10 protein-coding genes are annotated in these 14,101 nt (G+C 61.1%); 5 read left to right on the plus strand and 5 right to left on the minus strand.

Annotation, left to right across the window (positions count from 1 at the left end):
- Positions 1-17 precede the first annotated feature (17 nt).
- From ACPYOJ_RS24920 to ACPYOJ_RS24940, 5 genes are all read right to left on the minus strand, one after another.
- A complete protein-coding gene (locus tag ACPYOJ_RS24920) occupies positions 18-1,736 on the minus strand; it encodes an ABC transporter permease (protein ID WP_168830097.1) in 1,719 nt (572 codons plus the stop codon).
- Positions 1,737-1,742: 6 nt separating this feature from the next.
- Positions 1,743-2,789 carry an extracellular solute-binding protein gene (locus tag ACPYOJ_RS24925; RefSeq protein ID WP_481418637.1) on the minus strand — a complete coding sequence of 349 codons (1,047 nt, stop codon included), beginning with the start codon at positions 2,787-2,789 and terminating at the stop codon, positions 1,743-1,745.
- Between the two features lie 19 nt (positions 2,790-2,808).
- On the minus strand, positions 2,809-3,873 hold the full coding sequence (locus ACPYOJ_RS24930; RefSeq protein ID WP_168830099.1) for an ABC transporter ATP-binding protein: 1,065 nt from the start codon (positions 3,871-3,873) through the stop codon (positions 2,809-2,811).
- A gap of 174 nt (positions 3,874-4,047) precedes the next feature.
- A complete protein-coding gene (locus ACPYOJ_RS24935) occupies positions 4,048-5,763 on the minus strand; it encodes a Na/Pi cotransporter family protein (RefSeq protein ID WP_481418638.1) in 1,716 nt (571 codons plus the stop codon).
- A 61-nt stretch (positions 5,764-5,824) separates the two neighbouring features.
- On the minus strand, positions 5,825-6,199 hold the full coding sequence (locus ACPYOJ_RS24940; RefSeq protein ID WP_481418639.1) for a hypothetical protein: 375 nt from the start codon (positions 6,197-6,199) through the stop codon (positions 5,825-5,827).
- A 137-nt stretch (positions 6,200-6,336) separates the two neighbouring features.
- Here ACPYOJ_RS24940 and ACPYOJ_RS24945 point away from each other — a divergent pair, with 137 nt between their 5' ends.
- From ACPYOJ_RS24945 to ACPYOJ_RS24965, 5 genes are all read left to right on the plus strand, one after another.
- Positions 6,337-8,001: an alpha/beta hydrolase gene (locus ACPYOJ_RS24945; protein ID WP_481418640.1), complete on the plus strand. Its 1,665-nt coding sequence runs from the start codon at positions 6,337-6,339 to the stop codon at positions 7,999-8,001.
- Between the two features lie 323 nt (positions 8,002-8,324).
- Entirely contained in the window at positions 8,325-8,582 is a 258-nt protein-coding gene (locus ACPYOJ_RS24950; protein ID WP_481418641.1) for a YMGG-like glycine zipper-containing protein, read from the plus strand.
- Positions 8,583-8,889: 307 nt separating this feature from the next.
- Complete coding sequence (locus ACPYOJ_RS24955) at positions 8,890-10,437, plus strand: AbgT family transporter (protein WP_481418642.1); 1,548 nt, start codon at positions 8,890-8,892, stop codon at positions 10,435-10,437.
- Positions 10,438-10,491: 54 nt separating this feature from the next.
- A complete protein-coding gene (locus ACPYOJ_RS24960) occupies positions 10,492-11,694 on the plus strand; it encodes a M20/M25/M40 family metallo-hydrolase (protein ID WP_481418643.1) in 1,203 nt (400 codons plus the stop codon).
- Positions 11,695-11,887: 193 nt separating this feature from the next.
- A complete protein-coding gene (locus ACPYOJ_RS24965) occupies positions 11,888-13,723 on the plus strand; it encodes an SLC13 family permease (protein ID WP_481418644.1) in 1,836 nt (611 codons plus the stop codon).
- Positions 13,724-14,101: the final 378 nt, after the last annotated feature.

Consider the following 14,101-nt stretch of genomic DNA (forward strand, 5'->3'; position numbering starts at 1 on the left):
AGGAACCCGCAAATCGTTCAACCCCGCGCATTCATCTGTGAACCGCCGAGAACAGGAACCCGGTTGGCGACAAAAACAACGGCAAATGATGCCGCAAGGAGGATAATGCCGAGAACACAGATTGCCCCGAGATCGCCGCTCTCATTCAGATCGTAGATGATCACTGAAACGAGCTTGGTATTGGCCGTGGTCAGGAGAATCGTCGCGGAAAGCTCGCGGATCGTACCGACGAAGACGAAACACCATGCGGCCACGACGCTCGTGCGAAGCAGCGGCGCGGTGATGTCCCATAGCGTTCTCAGCCGCGAGGCGCCGACGATCCGCCCGGCCTCCTCCAATTCGGGATGAACGCCGGAGAAGGCGGACGACATTTGCTGGTAGCCTGCCGGAAGTTCGATCGTCATGAAGGCTATCAGCAGGATCCAGATCGTTCCGTACAGCTGAAACGTCGGATTGGCATAGCTGAGGAAAAGCCCGACGCCGAGTACGATCCCGGGAATTGCAACCGGCGCCGTGGCGAGAACGCCGAGAAAGCTGGAATTTGGCAACGAGCGGCGGATCACCAGATAGGAGACGATCAGCGCGATCGCCGTGACGGCGGTAGCCGTCAGGAAGCCGAGCAGGAAGGTATTCCAAAGCGCCAGCCGCGTCGCCGAAAATTCGAAGAGCACGAACCGCCAATGGCGCAATGTCAGCGTGCTGAAATTGATAGGGTCGCCCACCGTTCCCGTGAACGCCGTCTTCAGGATCGCCAGATAGGGCAGGATGATCGTCAGGCTGAGGATGCAGAACACGAAGAGGGTGGCGACCCACGTCCAGGGTCCGAGCTTGGTGATCCGCGGCGTTCCGCTCTTGCCGCCAAGCACGGTATAACCCTTGCGGCCGAGAATTGCCTTCTGGGTCCGCAAAAGAAGGATGGTAATGATCAGCAGCGGCAGGGCGGCTGCAGCCGCCACCCCAAGGCGGGGCGGAAACTGAAAGAGGCTCCAGATCTTGGTCGTGATGACATGGAAGCCGGCCGGCAGGGCCAGGATCGCCGGCGAACCGAACATCGTCAGTGCTTGGAGGATGGCGATGAGCGTTCCGGCCAGCATAGCCGGCAACACCAGCGGGATGGTCACCCTCCGCAGCGTCGTCATTGATTTTCCACCAAGGATCGAGGACGCATCCTCGAGATCCGACGGTACGCGGTCCAGGGCATTGGCCACGAGCGTGAAGACGTATGGGAAGGTGAAGCAGGCAATCGCAAAAACGAGACCGCCGAAGGTGTAGATGTTGACGAGATAGGCCGAAGAATCGAGGCCGAAGATGCGTCGATAGACAATGTTGACGATGCCGCTGTTCGGTGCGGCAAGGATTTCATATGCGATGGCGCCGAGGAACGGCGGCGTAACGAAGGATGCCGTCACCAGCATGCGGATAATGCGCCGTCCCGGCAGATCGGTTCTGGCAACCAGCCAGGCCATCGGCGTTGCGATCAGGCAGGCGAGGATGCCGACGGCAAGCGCCATGCCGAACGCCAGTCCGTAGGACCGCAGCAGAGTCGGATCCGCAACCAGGGTGACGAAGTTGTCGAGGGTTGCGGAGCCGTCGGTATCGCTGCGGAAACTGTAATAGGCCAGCCAGAACAATGGCAACAGAACCAGGACGCTCAGGATGAGAGTCAGCAGAGCGAAGGTGGGCCACGAAAGGTCGATGCCGCGGCGCCGACCCTGAACCTGAGCGTTACTGGTCATGATGGCTTACGTCCCAAAATACTTTTCGTAGTTGGCTTTGATCGCCTGGATTTCAGGCTCGAGCTTGGCGGGGTCGGAATGCAGGATCTTGATTTTCGACAGCGAAGTGCGGTCGGCCTTTTCCTTGACGTCCGGATGGAACGACCGCAGGCCGCCGAAGTCGCTGTTGAGTTGCTGCGCTTCCAGCGAGAACAGGAACGCGTAGAAAAGCTTGGCTGCGTTCGGGTTGGGCGCCTGCTTCAAGACTGCGGCATTGCCGACGGCAAGCGGCGTGCCTTCCTCGGGATAGACGATCTTGATCGGCTTGCCTTCGTCGATCAGGCGGAAGATGTTGTATTCGTTGCCGTCGACCTCAAGCACCCGTTCTCCCTGAGCAAGCTTCTTCGGAGGCTCGGTCGACGACTGTACCTGCATGATGTTCTGCGTGCCGAGCTTTTCGAAATAGTCCCAGCCGAGCAACTGACTGAGTACGAAGGTTGACGTCATGATCGTGCCGCTATAGCCCGGATGTGCCTTCACCATCTTGTCCTTGAAGCGCGGGTCGAGAAGGTCTTTCCAGGACTTCGGGACTTCTTCTTCCTTGAGCAGGTCGCTTCGATAGGCCATGACCGACAGATGCGCGCGATAGGCGGCGAAATTGCCGTCTGGATCACGCTCATCCGCCGGCCATTTATCGGCCACTTCCTGCGGAACCATGGGTGCAAGCCAGCCCTGCCGCTTGAAATACTCGAAATGCACTGCGTCCGACGTCTCGATGACATCGGCATTGTAGATCCCGGTCGAATATTCCTGGCCAATGCGCTGGAATACGCGCTCGGAGCCGGCGCGCTCCACCTGAACCGCTATGTCTGGATATTTGGTCTTGAACAGTTCGGCGAGCTTCTCGGCGACCGCCACGTCGGTTGCGGTGTAGAACACCACCTTGCCCTCGGCCTTGGCCGCGGCTTCGAGCTCCGGCGTCACGGCGTAAGGGGCAGGCGCCTCGGCGAAGGCGACGGACGACGCCATTAATGCCGAGGCGAAAAGCGCCCCTGCGAATGCTTTCTTCCACATTATCTACTTCCTCCCTTTTTTACGACGCGAGCGCCCGGCACTTCTCTGGCGGAAACGTCAGCCAAACCTCCTGGCCGACCGGGATCGCAACGTTGACCGGTGCTACGGTGCGCACCACTTCTCCACCAGCAATCGAAACGAGATAGTCTCGGTGCGAACCGAGATAGATTTGGCGCGTGACGGTACCGACCGTCACATTGGTCTCTCCGGCGGGCCGCACCGATGACAGTTCGATGTCGTGGTGGCGGATCGAAACGGCCGTTCTCCCCTCGTGCGCAGGACTGCCGCTGCCGCAGCGCAAGACCAGACCACCGTCGCAGCCAACGGTGTCGCCGTCACGGCGCGTCCCCGTCAGGATATTGGTTCCGCCGATGAAACGAGCGACGAACTCGGTTGCCGGCCGCTCGTAGATATCCTCCGGCGACCCCGCCTGTTCGATGCGGCCGTCATTCATGACGACGATCATGTCCGCCGTCGTCATGGCTTCGGCCTGATCATGGGTCACATAGACGGTGGTGTAGCGGAACTCGTCGTGCAGCCGGCGGATCTCGAACCGCATCTCTTCGCGGAGATTGGCGTCGAGGTTCGATAGCGGCTCGTCGAGCAACAGGATCTCCGGCTTGATGACCAGAGCGCGCGCCAGCGACACGCGTTGCTGCTGGCCGCCGGACAGTTCTCCCGGGTAGCGGCTTTCCAGTGCAAGAAGCTGCGTTGCCGACAGAATTGTCCGCACGCTTTCGGCGATCTGTGCTTTCGACAGTCGGCGCAGGGTAAGGCCGTACGCCACGTTCTCAAAGACCGTCATATGCGGCCATAGTGCGTAACTCTGGAAGATCATCGACATGTTCCGCCCCTCCGGCGGCACCGTCGACTTCGCGGACGAAACGGTCTTCCCCCCGACGTGAATCTCGCCCCCGGTGGCCGGAACGAAGCCGGCTACCAGCCTCAACGTCGTCGTCTTGCCGCAGCCCGACGGCCCCAGCAGGCAAACAAGCTTTCCCTTTTCGACGGACAGATCGACGCCTTTTACAGCCAAGAACGAACCGTAGCTCTTGGTAAGGCCCTGCAATTTCAAGAACGCCATCACACCTCCCGAGTGTTCGCAGACATCGGACTCCGCGTATCTGGAATTGGCTAGCGAAAATGTAGCGAAGAATTGAAAACTGTCAACAGATTACTGTTTGCTATTTGGCTGCCATAGGGGCGGCTGTTCGTAATCTGAAATTAAAGCCCTGGGGCTCTGCCTGAAGCTGCAGTCTCAGCTGGGCTCATTATCGTTGCCTTCGCTCATGGTGCTCACGGGTTGGTGCCGCGGGCTTAGATCGTCATGCGCGCCGCGGCCGAGGAGATACGCCGCCGAACGCCAGGCATGATATGCGATCCGATCGAGCCGCCGGGCGGCGTCGACCCGCGTGAACGCCTCCGCGGCGGTCAACTTTCCCGCCGCGACCGAGGCGAGGGTTGCGGCGTGATGATCCCGCTGCAGCGCGTCGAGTTTCCTCGCTGCGCCCTCTACCTCGGCAAGCGCCGCCTCCACCTCGGACGAAACGTTCCAGCCGATGGATGCGGCCTGCGGGCCGAGGGCGGCTTCCGATGTTATGGAGCCGGCAACGGCCTGTGCCGCACGCATGGCCTGTCTGCACAGTTCGGCGGCCCCAAGGTCATGGGGGACTCCGGCCGGTTGTCCTGAGAGCCCACTTTCCGCCACGACTTCCACGAGGCGCGAGACGTGATCGAGCGCATGCAGCGTGCTCGTCATGCGGAACCGCTCGGCCTCCGTCTCGGGCGGCTCCTTCAATTCGGAAAGGAAGTCCCGCACCTCTTCGAGTGCGGCGGCGGCCGCAGTGCTCTGCGCTGTGCGTCCGGCCCCGCTCGAAAGCGCCTGGGAAACCGAGGCAGCGGTTGCCGTGAGGACGTCTGCCACGACACGCCGGGCGGTCTCCACCGCGATCACCGGACTGGCGAGCGCGCTCGGATCGAGCGCGCTCTGAAGCGCCGTCTGCTTGGAGGGCAGGAGCCGCTCCACCATACGGGTGAACCACTGCGTCGCCGGAAGGAGCACCGCGACCCCCACGACGTTGTAGGCCGTATGGTAGGCGGCAAGGAGCGTCATCCCGTCGACCGATGCCGCGAAAGCCCTCATCAGCTGCGCCGTCAGCGGAAAAGCGATGATCGCGATGAGCGCCGCTATGACCTTGAATAATACGTAGGCGAGGGCAAGGCGCTTGGCCGTGGCGCTGGCGCCGATTGCCGCCAATGCGGAGCTGGTCGCGGTCCCGATGTTCTGGCCGATGATCAGCGCCGCGCCCTGCTCCAGGCTTATCGCCCCGGCGTAGAAAGCCGAAATGGTGACCGCGATGGCGGCCGTCGAGGACTGCATGACCGCGGTCATCGCCAAGCCGGCGACGATCAGGGTCATGAGGCCGACGGACCCTGAGATCCAGCCAACCCCCGGCGCGCCGAGCACCGCAGGCAGGTCAGACGGATGCAGGCTCTCCGCAAGGCCTCCCATGCCCTGCTGGAGCGTCGTCAGCCCGTAGAGCACCAGCGCGAATCCTGCGAGGGCGCCGCCCGCCGCCGCGATCCGTCCGCCTCCCAGCAACTTGGCCAGCGCGCCAATGAAGATCATCGGCAGCGCATAGGCCGAAAGCGAGACGCGCACGCCGATCAATGCCACCAGCCAGCCTGTTCCCGTTGTGCCGACATTGGCGCCGAACACGAGGCCGAGCCCCTGCGGAAAGGTCAGAAGCCCGGCACTGACGAGGCCGATCGTCGTCATCGTCACCGCGCTCGAAGACTGCACGAGCAGCGTGACGATAGCGCCCCAGAAGGCACCCGAGAGTGGCGTCGACGCCGCCTTGCCGAGGACGGTGCGCAGGGCGGATCCCGCCAACGCCTTCAGGCCGTCGGTCATGACGGTCATGCCGAGCAGGAACAGCCCGACGCCGCCGAGAATGGCAATTGCTGTCGCCATGCACGCCTCGTCCCGCCTAGATTTCGGCCCTGAGATCGTCGGAATCAAGCAACCGCCGACCTCATGCCGATAGCCTTACCCGCTGCGCCGACTCTCCCAACGTCCAAATAGGGGAAAATCCCGAGATGAAAATCAAGTGCTTGTAGCAGTTTAGATAAATACCGCAGTTCAACAACTCCGGTATTTTATGGCAATCGGTAACGACAAGATGCAGCAGTTGCTTACTGCATTTCGAGAAGACATTCCATTCCTTGCAAAGACTAGCTTTAAAAGCGAGCCGCGACCCAAGCAAGTTGAGGACGTTGTCCACTATTCTCTTCAATCCTCGTTGAGATTGCACAGGCATAATGTCGGCCCGTTTCAGATCGACATAGATGCCTCTTTTGAAAAGCGCCTGAGCAGCCGGAAGTGCAATCATGGGTTCCGTGATGAACATCTAAAGCAACATAAAACTTGATCTCGATGGAAACGTTGTCATGCTAGCCAAAAGCCGCTCGATATGGGCCAGAGCGCGGCGGGGCCGGCCGTTTTCGCGGTCGCGGGCCAGCGGCGCTCCAGCGAGGAGAGTGCCGAATGAAACGATATCTTCTGGCACTCACACGATCGTTTTCGACGACAGGCTTGATTGTAGGCACGCTCTTCTTCTGCCTATCGCTGACGCCGAGCCTGATGCCACGGTCCCCTCTTGTCCAGGGCGCTCTTTCGGGAAGCTGCGCAGCCTTCGGCTACGGCATCGGCGTGTTTCTCGTCTGGCTTTGGGCCTATCTCGAGATCCTTCCGTCGCGGGTTGGCTTCGGGAGAATGTGGCAGGCAGTCGCCGCAGTTTTCTGCATCGCGATTGCAACGCTCTTCCTCTGGCAGGCGTCTTCCTGGCAGAACTCGGTCCGGGACCTCATGGGGCTGGACCCCGTCACCTCGGCCGATCCGGTCAAGCTGATCGCCGTAGCTCTCGCGGTCTTCTGTGCGCTCGTGGTCGTCGGCCGTCTGTTCAAGTACACGTTCCTTTTCTCTTACAAGTGGCTGCAGCGCTTCGTCCCAAGGCGGATTGCCATCGCCGTCGGCACATTCCTGGCCATCATCCTTTTTTGGTCCGTGGCGGAAGGCGTGCTGTTCAGGGCCGGTCTTCGAATGGCAGACACCTCGTTCCGCGAGCTCGACGCCTTGATCGACGACGACATGCCCATGCCGACTGATCCGGCAAAGACGGGCAGTGCGGCGTCGCTCGTCGATTGGAAGCAGCTTGGGCGACAGGGCCGGCATTTCATCTCTTCCGGCCCGACTGGTGACGAGATCGGTGGATTCCTGAACACGAAGGCGACCGATCCGATCCGAGTTTATGTCGGTTTGAACTCCGCCGAAACAGCGGAAGAGCGAGCCAAGCTGGCGCTGGCGGAGCTGAAGAGGGATGGTGCTTTCGACCGCTCCATTCTGATCGTAATCGTTCCGACGGGGACCGGCTGGGTCGATCCGGCTGCCATCGATACCGTCGAATATCTCAATCGCGGCGACGTCGCGAGCGTCGCACTGCAATATTCCTACCTCGCAAGCTGGTTGTCGCTGATGGTCGAGCCGGGCTACGGCGCGGATGCGGCCCACGCCTTGTTCAGGGAAGTCTACGGCTACTGGACAACGCTGCCGCACGACCACCGCCCAAGGCTCTATCTGCACGGCCTCAGTCTCGGAGCGATGAATTCACAGCTCTCGGCCAATCTCTACGACGTCATTGCCGATCCGTTCCAGGGCGCGTTGTGGAGCGGGCCGCCCTTTCCGAGCGGGACATGGGCATTCGTGACGGCAAACCGAAACCCCGGTTCGCCTGCTTGGCTGCCGCGGTTTCGTGACGGTTCGATTATCCGATTCACCAATCAGGAAAACGCGTTGAACATTCCCGGCGCGGCCTGGGGGCCGATCAGAATTGTTTTCCTGCAATACGCCAGCGATGCAGTGACATTCTTCGATCTCCGTTCGTTCTATCGAATGCCGGATTGGCTGAAATCCCCACGGGGACCCGACGTGTCGCCGAGCTTGCGCTGGTTCCCGGTCGTCACGATGCTGCAGCTCGCCTTCGACGCGATGATCGCGACAACCTCGCCGATGGGATACGGCCACGTCTACGCGCCGGAACATTACATCGATGCGTGGCTGGCGGTGACAGACCCGACAGGCTGGCAACCTGCCGAAATCAACCGCTTGAAGTCAGTCTTCGCGCAGCGGTTCCGGGAGGCAGGCCAGAACTGAATGAGCTCCTCGATTGTGCGCATCCGGAATGCTGCCGGGATGCTTGAGCAAACGTGGACTCTTTCAGAAAGGAAAGGCCAAAACCGCACGCTGATCGCTGTACACCCGAAGCGGCGCAGTCCAGTCCCGGCGAACAGCTTACGATTCAGGTCTTTGAAGATTTTCTTGCTGCAATTGCGCTTCGAAATTTTGAACCCAGAGCTTGGTTTCGGGATTCTATGCTGATCACAGGCAGTCTTGAGCGACATTATATTTAAACGACGCTGTACATGGGCTTTTCTGCGACGTTCAGATCTGTTGAGCGTCACAATAGGGGGAGAGCGATGAAGGAGTTGATGCTGTGCTTTCTGGCAGCTTTCGCGCTTGCGAGCTGCACGCCGACTCAACAGGGCGCCGGCATCGGCGCTGCAACTGGCGCAGTCGTTGGCGGCGCTCTCACGAACAATGTCCGAGGTGCGGCCGTTGGCGCGGCGATCGGCGGCGCGTCCGGGGCTGTCATCGGTAATGTCGCCGGTCGGCCCGGGCAATGCCGGTTCCGAGATCGTAGCGGTCGTCAGTATGTCGCGCCCTGCCCACGCTGAACCGGCGCGTCGCGCAATCACGAATGATGTGTTCCGCGCCCAGCGGCCTACACCAATGGTCGTTCACGTGGGTTGTGTGACGCGGATATTTTCTTCACGACTTCTGTCGTCCGCTCCTCTGAGAAGTGAATGTTGAAAGATAGTCTCCGGGCCGGGGACCTCATTCGGGTTGGCCGGAGAAGGTATGAGGCCGCGCACTGAGGGTTATGCCAATTCGGGGTTCAACCACCGTCAGGAACGCGCACCCAAGCGAACTTCAATTCCGGCGTCCTCCCGGGGCGCACCCTTTGGCACTACGGAGGAAGACATGGCCACTGCCAATGTCGCACCAAAGACCGCGATGCAGAGATTCCTCGACGGCGTCGAGAAGGTGGGAAACATGGTTCCCCATCCTGTGGTCATCTTCCTGATTCTCATCGGCATTGTCATCGTCCTGTCGGCCGTGCTTGGCGCTTTTGGAGCGGCGGTCAGCTTCGAGCGGATCAATCCGGACACGCACGAGATCGAGCAGGCGTCGACGGCGATAAACAGCCTGCTGAGTGTGGAGGGCCTCCGCTTTCTGTATTCATCGCTCGTTCCCAATTTCATGAGTTTCACAGCGGTGGGCTTGATGATCGCCGCCATGATCGGCGCCGGCGTCGCTGAGGAATCCGGCCTGGTTACGGCGCTGATCCACAAGCTCGTCGTTGTCTCGCCGCGCTGGGCGCTGACCTATATCCTGGCGTTTGTCGGTATTCTCGCAAGTATAGCGGCTGACGCAGGTTATCTGGTGCTGATACCCCTTGCCGGCGTCGCCTATCTGGCCGTCGGGCGGCATCCGCTTGCCGGCCTCGCGCTCGGCTTCGCTGCCGTGGCGGCCGCCTTCACCGTCAACATGCTGATCAAACCCCTCGATGCCGTCCTCGTCGAATTCACAAATGACGCAGCGCATCTCGTCGACCCCGCCCGGTCGATCGGCTTGGCGTCCAACGTCTGGTTTTCCATCGCGTCGGTGCTGTTCCTGACGGTCTTGATCGCTCTCATTACCGACCGGATGATCGCGCCGCGGCTGGGAGAGTATGATCCTCAAACGGCGGAAGGCGGTGTTCAGAGTCAGGGCGCGACGCTCTCCGATCGGGAATCTCGCGGATTGCGGTTCGCCCTCTACGGACTCATCGGTCTTCTAGTGGTCTTCCTCCTTTTGACCATCCCAAGCGGCGCACCGCTTCGTAATCCTGATACCGGCGAGCTGATCGGCAATTCGCCCTTCATGAACGGCCTGATCGCGCTCATCATGCTGGTCTTCCTGGTGACGGGATGGACCTACGGCATTGGTGCCGGCACAATGAGAACCCTGGCTGAAGTGATTGCTGCGATCGAAAAGTCGATCAAGAACATGGGCGGCACCATCTTCCTCTTCTTCGTTCTCAGCCAGTTCGTCGCCTATTTCACCTACACCAATATCGGCACAGTCATGGCGCTCAGCCTTTCGGGCGCGCTGCAGGCTGCCAATATCGGCGCGCTGCCGCTGCTGATCGGGTTCATCGTCGTGGTTGCGATCATCGACTTGCTACTGACGGGAGCGATCGCGAAATGGGCGATCTTCGCTCCCGTCTTCGTGCCGCTGCTGATGAAACTCAACGTGGAGCCGGAAGCCGTTTTGGCCGCATATCGCGTCGGCGACTCGCCGATGAATGCGATCACTCCGCTCAACGCATACTTCGCGCTCGTCGTCGGTTTCGCCCAGAAATACGACAAGTCCGCGGGCGTCGGCACGATCGTTTCTCTGATGCTTCCCTATGTCGTGCTGATCTTCGTGCTGTGGACGGCTCTCTTTGCCGTCTGGAAGGCTCTCGGCCTGCCTTGGGGCTTGTGACGATCGGTGCGGCAAGCCTGAACGAATAATCACTCGTATGATCGGATGGACATCATGAGCACCAACTCTATTCCTCTCGACGTCGCTGCGGCGGAAGAACATCTGATGCGGTTCCTCTCGGTGGAGGGCGTCACCGGCCAGGAAAAGAACATCGGCCTTGCCGTCTGCGACGCTTTGAAGAAAATCGGCGTGCCGGAGTCTGCTATTCGGTTTGACGACGTCAACAAACGCATTCCGCTACCGACCGAAACGGGCAATCTGATCGTTGATATTGCGGGAACGCGACCCGGACCACGGTTGCTCTATTCCACGCACCTCGACACCGTGCCGCTTTGTGCTGGCGCCAAGCCGCGGCGCGAGGGCGACCGCATCGTCTCGGATGGCACGACCGCGCTTGGCGGCGATGCCCGCACCGGCGTCGCCCTTCTTGTGGTTGTCGCCGAGACCCTGATCAAGCACAAGCTGCCACATCCGCCGATCACCCTGTTGTTCACGGTGCGCGAAGAGAGCGGGCTGCATGGCTCACGGGAACTCAATCCCGCCGAACTCAACGGTGCGGTGATGTGCATCAATGTCGATGGCCAAATGGCCTCGGACCTGATCGTTGGCGCGGTCGGGCAGGAGAATTGGGAAGCAGAGATCACGGGCAGGGCATCGCATGCGGGCGTTGCGCCGGAGAAGGGCATCTCGGCGACGCTGGTCGGCGCAATGGCGCTGGCCGAGGCGAAGCATGGCGGCTGGTTCGGCAAGGTGGTCAAACCGGACGGCCGGGGCACGAGCAATATCGGCATCTTCGGCGGCAAGGGCAACAAGCCCGCCGGTGACGCCACCAACGTCGTGACCGATTACGCTTTCCTCAAGGGGGAGGCGCGCAGCCCCGAAGCGGCTTTCGCGACGAAAATCGCCAACGGCTACAAGGAAGCTTTCGCCAAGGCCCGGAACGAGGTGAAGGACGATCAGGGCGACATGGCCGAGGTGAAATTCAGCCACAAGGCGTCCTATCCGCCGTTCGAACTGGGCAAGGACACGCCGGTCGTGAAGCGCGCCGCCAGGGCGCTGGGGATTCTCGGCATCGAGCCTGTCTACATCTTCTCCAATGGTGGCCTGGACGCCAATTGGCTCGACAAACACGGCGTGCCCACCATCACCATCGGTGCCGGCCAGGCCGAAATTCATACCATCAAGGAATATGTGAATCTCAAGGAGTACGAGAAGGGCTGCCGCTTGGGCATCCTTATGGCGACCATGGACGACTAGCTGCCTCGCGGAGCCACTTGTCTTCTGGCCCCTGCGATCCATTTGCGACCTGCCTGCGGTCAGGGGGCTCAGGCGTGCAGTCGGGTGAGCGATCGCGGCGAGTTCACCGGAAGCGTGGGGTAAGGCGACGTTGCGTGGTCAGCGCGGCTGTGTGGTTGGACGGTCCGAGTGGACCAAATGAGGAGCAGAGCGGTTGAGTCCCATAGCATACACAGCCACCATCATCGCCGCTGCCGTCGTTCTGTTCGTCTGGAACAAGCTGCCGGTCGTCTTTGTGGCAATGCTGACTGCGTTGGCGCTATGGGCGAGCGGCGTCCTCACGCTTGGCCAGGCGCTTGGTGGCTTCGGTGATCCCGCAGTCATCTTTATCGCCTCGCTCTTCGTCGTCAGCGCGGGGCTCGAGATCACCGGCGTGACTGCCTGGGCCGGACAACTGCTCATCCGCGGCGCGGGCGAAGAAAGCCGTGCGCGCCTTCTCTTCCTGACGATGGCGCTCGTCTCGCTTCTCACCGCGCTCATCAGCGTCAACGGCGCTGTCGCGGCGCTTCTGCCCGTCGTGGTCGTCATCGCCGTTCGCCTCCGGCGTAACTCGTCGCAGCTGCTCATGCCGCTGGTCTTTTCCGCACATGCAGGTTCGATGCTGGCGCTGACGGGAACGCCGGTGAACGTGCTGGTATCGGAGGCAGGCATCGACGCGGGCGTCGGTGGTTTCGGCTTCTTCGAATTTGCATTTGCCGGTATTCCACTTCTGGCGGGCACTATGGCCATCATCATTCTGTTCGGAAAGCAGCTGCTTCCCGAGCGTAATGGCGCGACCATGCCTGCCGATTTCAGTCGCCATGCCAAGACACTTGTCGAGCAATACGGCCTTGCGAGTGGCATCTACCAGATGCGCGTGCGCGCGCGCTCGCCCTTAGTGGGTCTGTCGTCGTCCGGGGTAGATCTCTCCGCACATCCAGGGCTACAGCTTGTCGCCATTCAGGAGGGCGAGACGGCCGGCCCGCTGCGCAGGCCACTCATTGCCGAGGGGGATCATCTTCTGGTTCTTGGTGATGCGGAATCCGCTGCCGCGTTTGCGGCGGAGATGCACCTCGCATTCCGCGACGACAAGGCGGTCGGGCAGGGCGAGGAAACGCTGTTCAATCGCAGCTCAGGGCTTGCCGAAGTCGTCATCCCACCGCGCTCGGGCCTCATTGGCGAGACGGTTTTTCCCGGTATGGTCACCGAAAGCGGCGATCTGATCATTTTGGCGGTACAGCGCGCCGGGGCCGGAATTGAACCCAGCGGCGCAACCAAAGATGCTGGCGGAATCGTCTTGCAGGCAGGCGATACGATGCTGTTGCAGGGAACATGGAAAGCGCTCGACGTCCACCTCAACGATCCGGACGTCCTGGTCGTCAATTCGCCGGAACTTGTCCGCCGTCAGGCGGTTCCGATGGGACCAGGCGCGCGCCAGGCGGTTATCATCCTGCTTGCGATGGTTCTGCTTCTCGCCACCGGCATTGTGCCGCCGGCAGTGGCCGGTCTACTCGCCGCCGGTGCGATCATCCTGTCAGGCATCATGAGCGTCGAGCAAGCCTATCGCGCCGTCGGCTGGACGACCGTGATCCTCGTTGGCGCGATGATGCCGCTTTCCACCGCCATGGTGGAAACAGGGGCGGCAAAGCTGATGGCGGAGCACCTCGTGAACTTCGTCGGTGATGCCGGCCCTGTCGCATTGCTCGCCGGATTGTTCGTCCTGACGGCGGTCATGGGGCAACTGATCAGTAACACTGCAACTGCCCTGATCGTCATCCCCATCGGCGTGGCGGCAGCGACGGCCATGGGCGTTTCCCCGCGTCCGGTGCTCATGAGCACCGCAGTGGCAGCGGCAGCAGCGTTCCTCACTCCGATAGCAACGCCGACCAACCTGATGGTGATGGGGCCGGGTGGCTATGCCTTCAACGATTATTGGAAGCTCGGATTGCCGCTGCTGATCTGGTTCTTTGTCGTCGCCGTGTTCATCGTGCCGTTGATCTGGCGCTTCTGAGGGTGCGGCCGTTCGCATCAGCAGGCCGGTAGACCGGGTCGTCGCCGCCCACTTGCCGCGTCGTCGCCACGGCCTGCTGGTGGCCTGGACAGCACTGATGGTGGCCGCGGCGCTGATATTGACCGGGATCCTCATACTCGCTTTGGACTATGCCGCACAATCGATCTTCGCGCCGAAGCAGATCGTGAAACCGGGACCTGTGGGCGCGCGAGTGATCGATTTTGGCGCGACTGTCAGCCTCCAGGTTCCGGTAGGGCGATGCTAATAAGCGCGCCTGCATCTGGCGGTTGAGAAAAGATTCCGAAAAGGTTAAATTGCGGGTAGGAGGCAAAGCGACTGCCAGGGGGCACGTCGTAACATACTGAGCCGACTGCTGAG

It is taken from the genome of Rhizobium sp. SVR5-9E (assembly GCF_056755095.1).

What these genes read in the sequence shown, in the direction of transcription:
- ACPYOJ_RS24920 (WP_168830097.1), bottom strand. Translation starts at nt 1,736, where the DNA reads ATGACCAGTAACGCTCAGGTTCAGGGTCGGCGCCGCGGCATCGACCTT.
- ACPYOJ_RS24925 (WP_481418637.1), bottom strand. Translation starts at nt 2,789, where the DNA reads ATGTGGAAGAAAGCATTCGCAGGGGCGCTTTTCGCCTCGGCATTAATG.
- ACPYOJ_RS24930 (WP_168830099.1), bottom strand. Translation starts at nt 3,873, where the DNA reads ATGGCGTTCTTGAAATTGCAGGGCCTTACCAAGAGCTACGGTTCGTTC.
- ACPYOJ_RS24935 (WP_481418638.1), bottom strand. Translation starts at nt 5,763, where the DNA reads ATGGCGACAGCAATTGCCATTCTCGGCGGCGTCGGGCTGTTCCTGCTC.
- ACPYOJ_RS24940 (WP_481418639.1), bottom strand. Translation starts at nt 6,199, where the DNA reads ATGTTCATCACGGAACCCATGATTGCACTTCCGGCTGCTCAGGCGCTT.
- ACPYOJ_RS24945 (WP_481418640.1), top strand. Translation starts at nt 6,337, where the DNA reads ATGAAACGATATCTTCTGGCACTCACACGATCGTTTTCGACGACAGGC.
- ACPYOJ_RS24950 (WP_481418641.1), top strand. Translation starts at nt 8,325, where the DNA reads ATGAAGGAGTTGATGCTGTGCTTTCTGGCAGCTTTCGCGCTTGCGAGC.
- ACPYOJ_RS24955 (WP_481418642.1), top strand. Translation starts at nt 8,890, where the DNA reads ATGGCCACTGCCAATGTCGCACCAAAGACCGCGATGCAGAGATTCCTC.
- ACPYOJ_RS24960 (WP_481418643.1), top strand. Translation starts at nt 10,492, where the DNA reads ATGAGCACCAACTCTATTCCTCTCGACGTCGCTGCGGCGGAAGAACAT.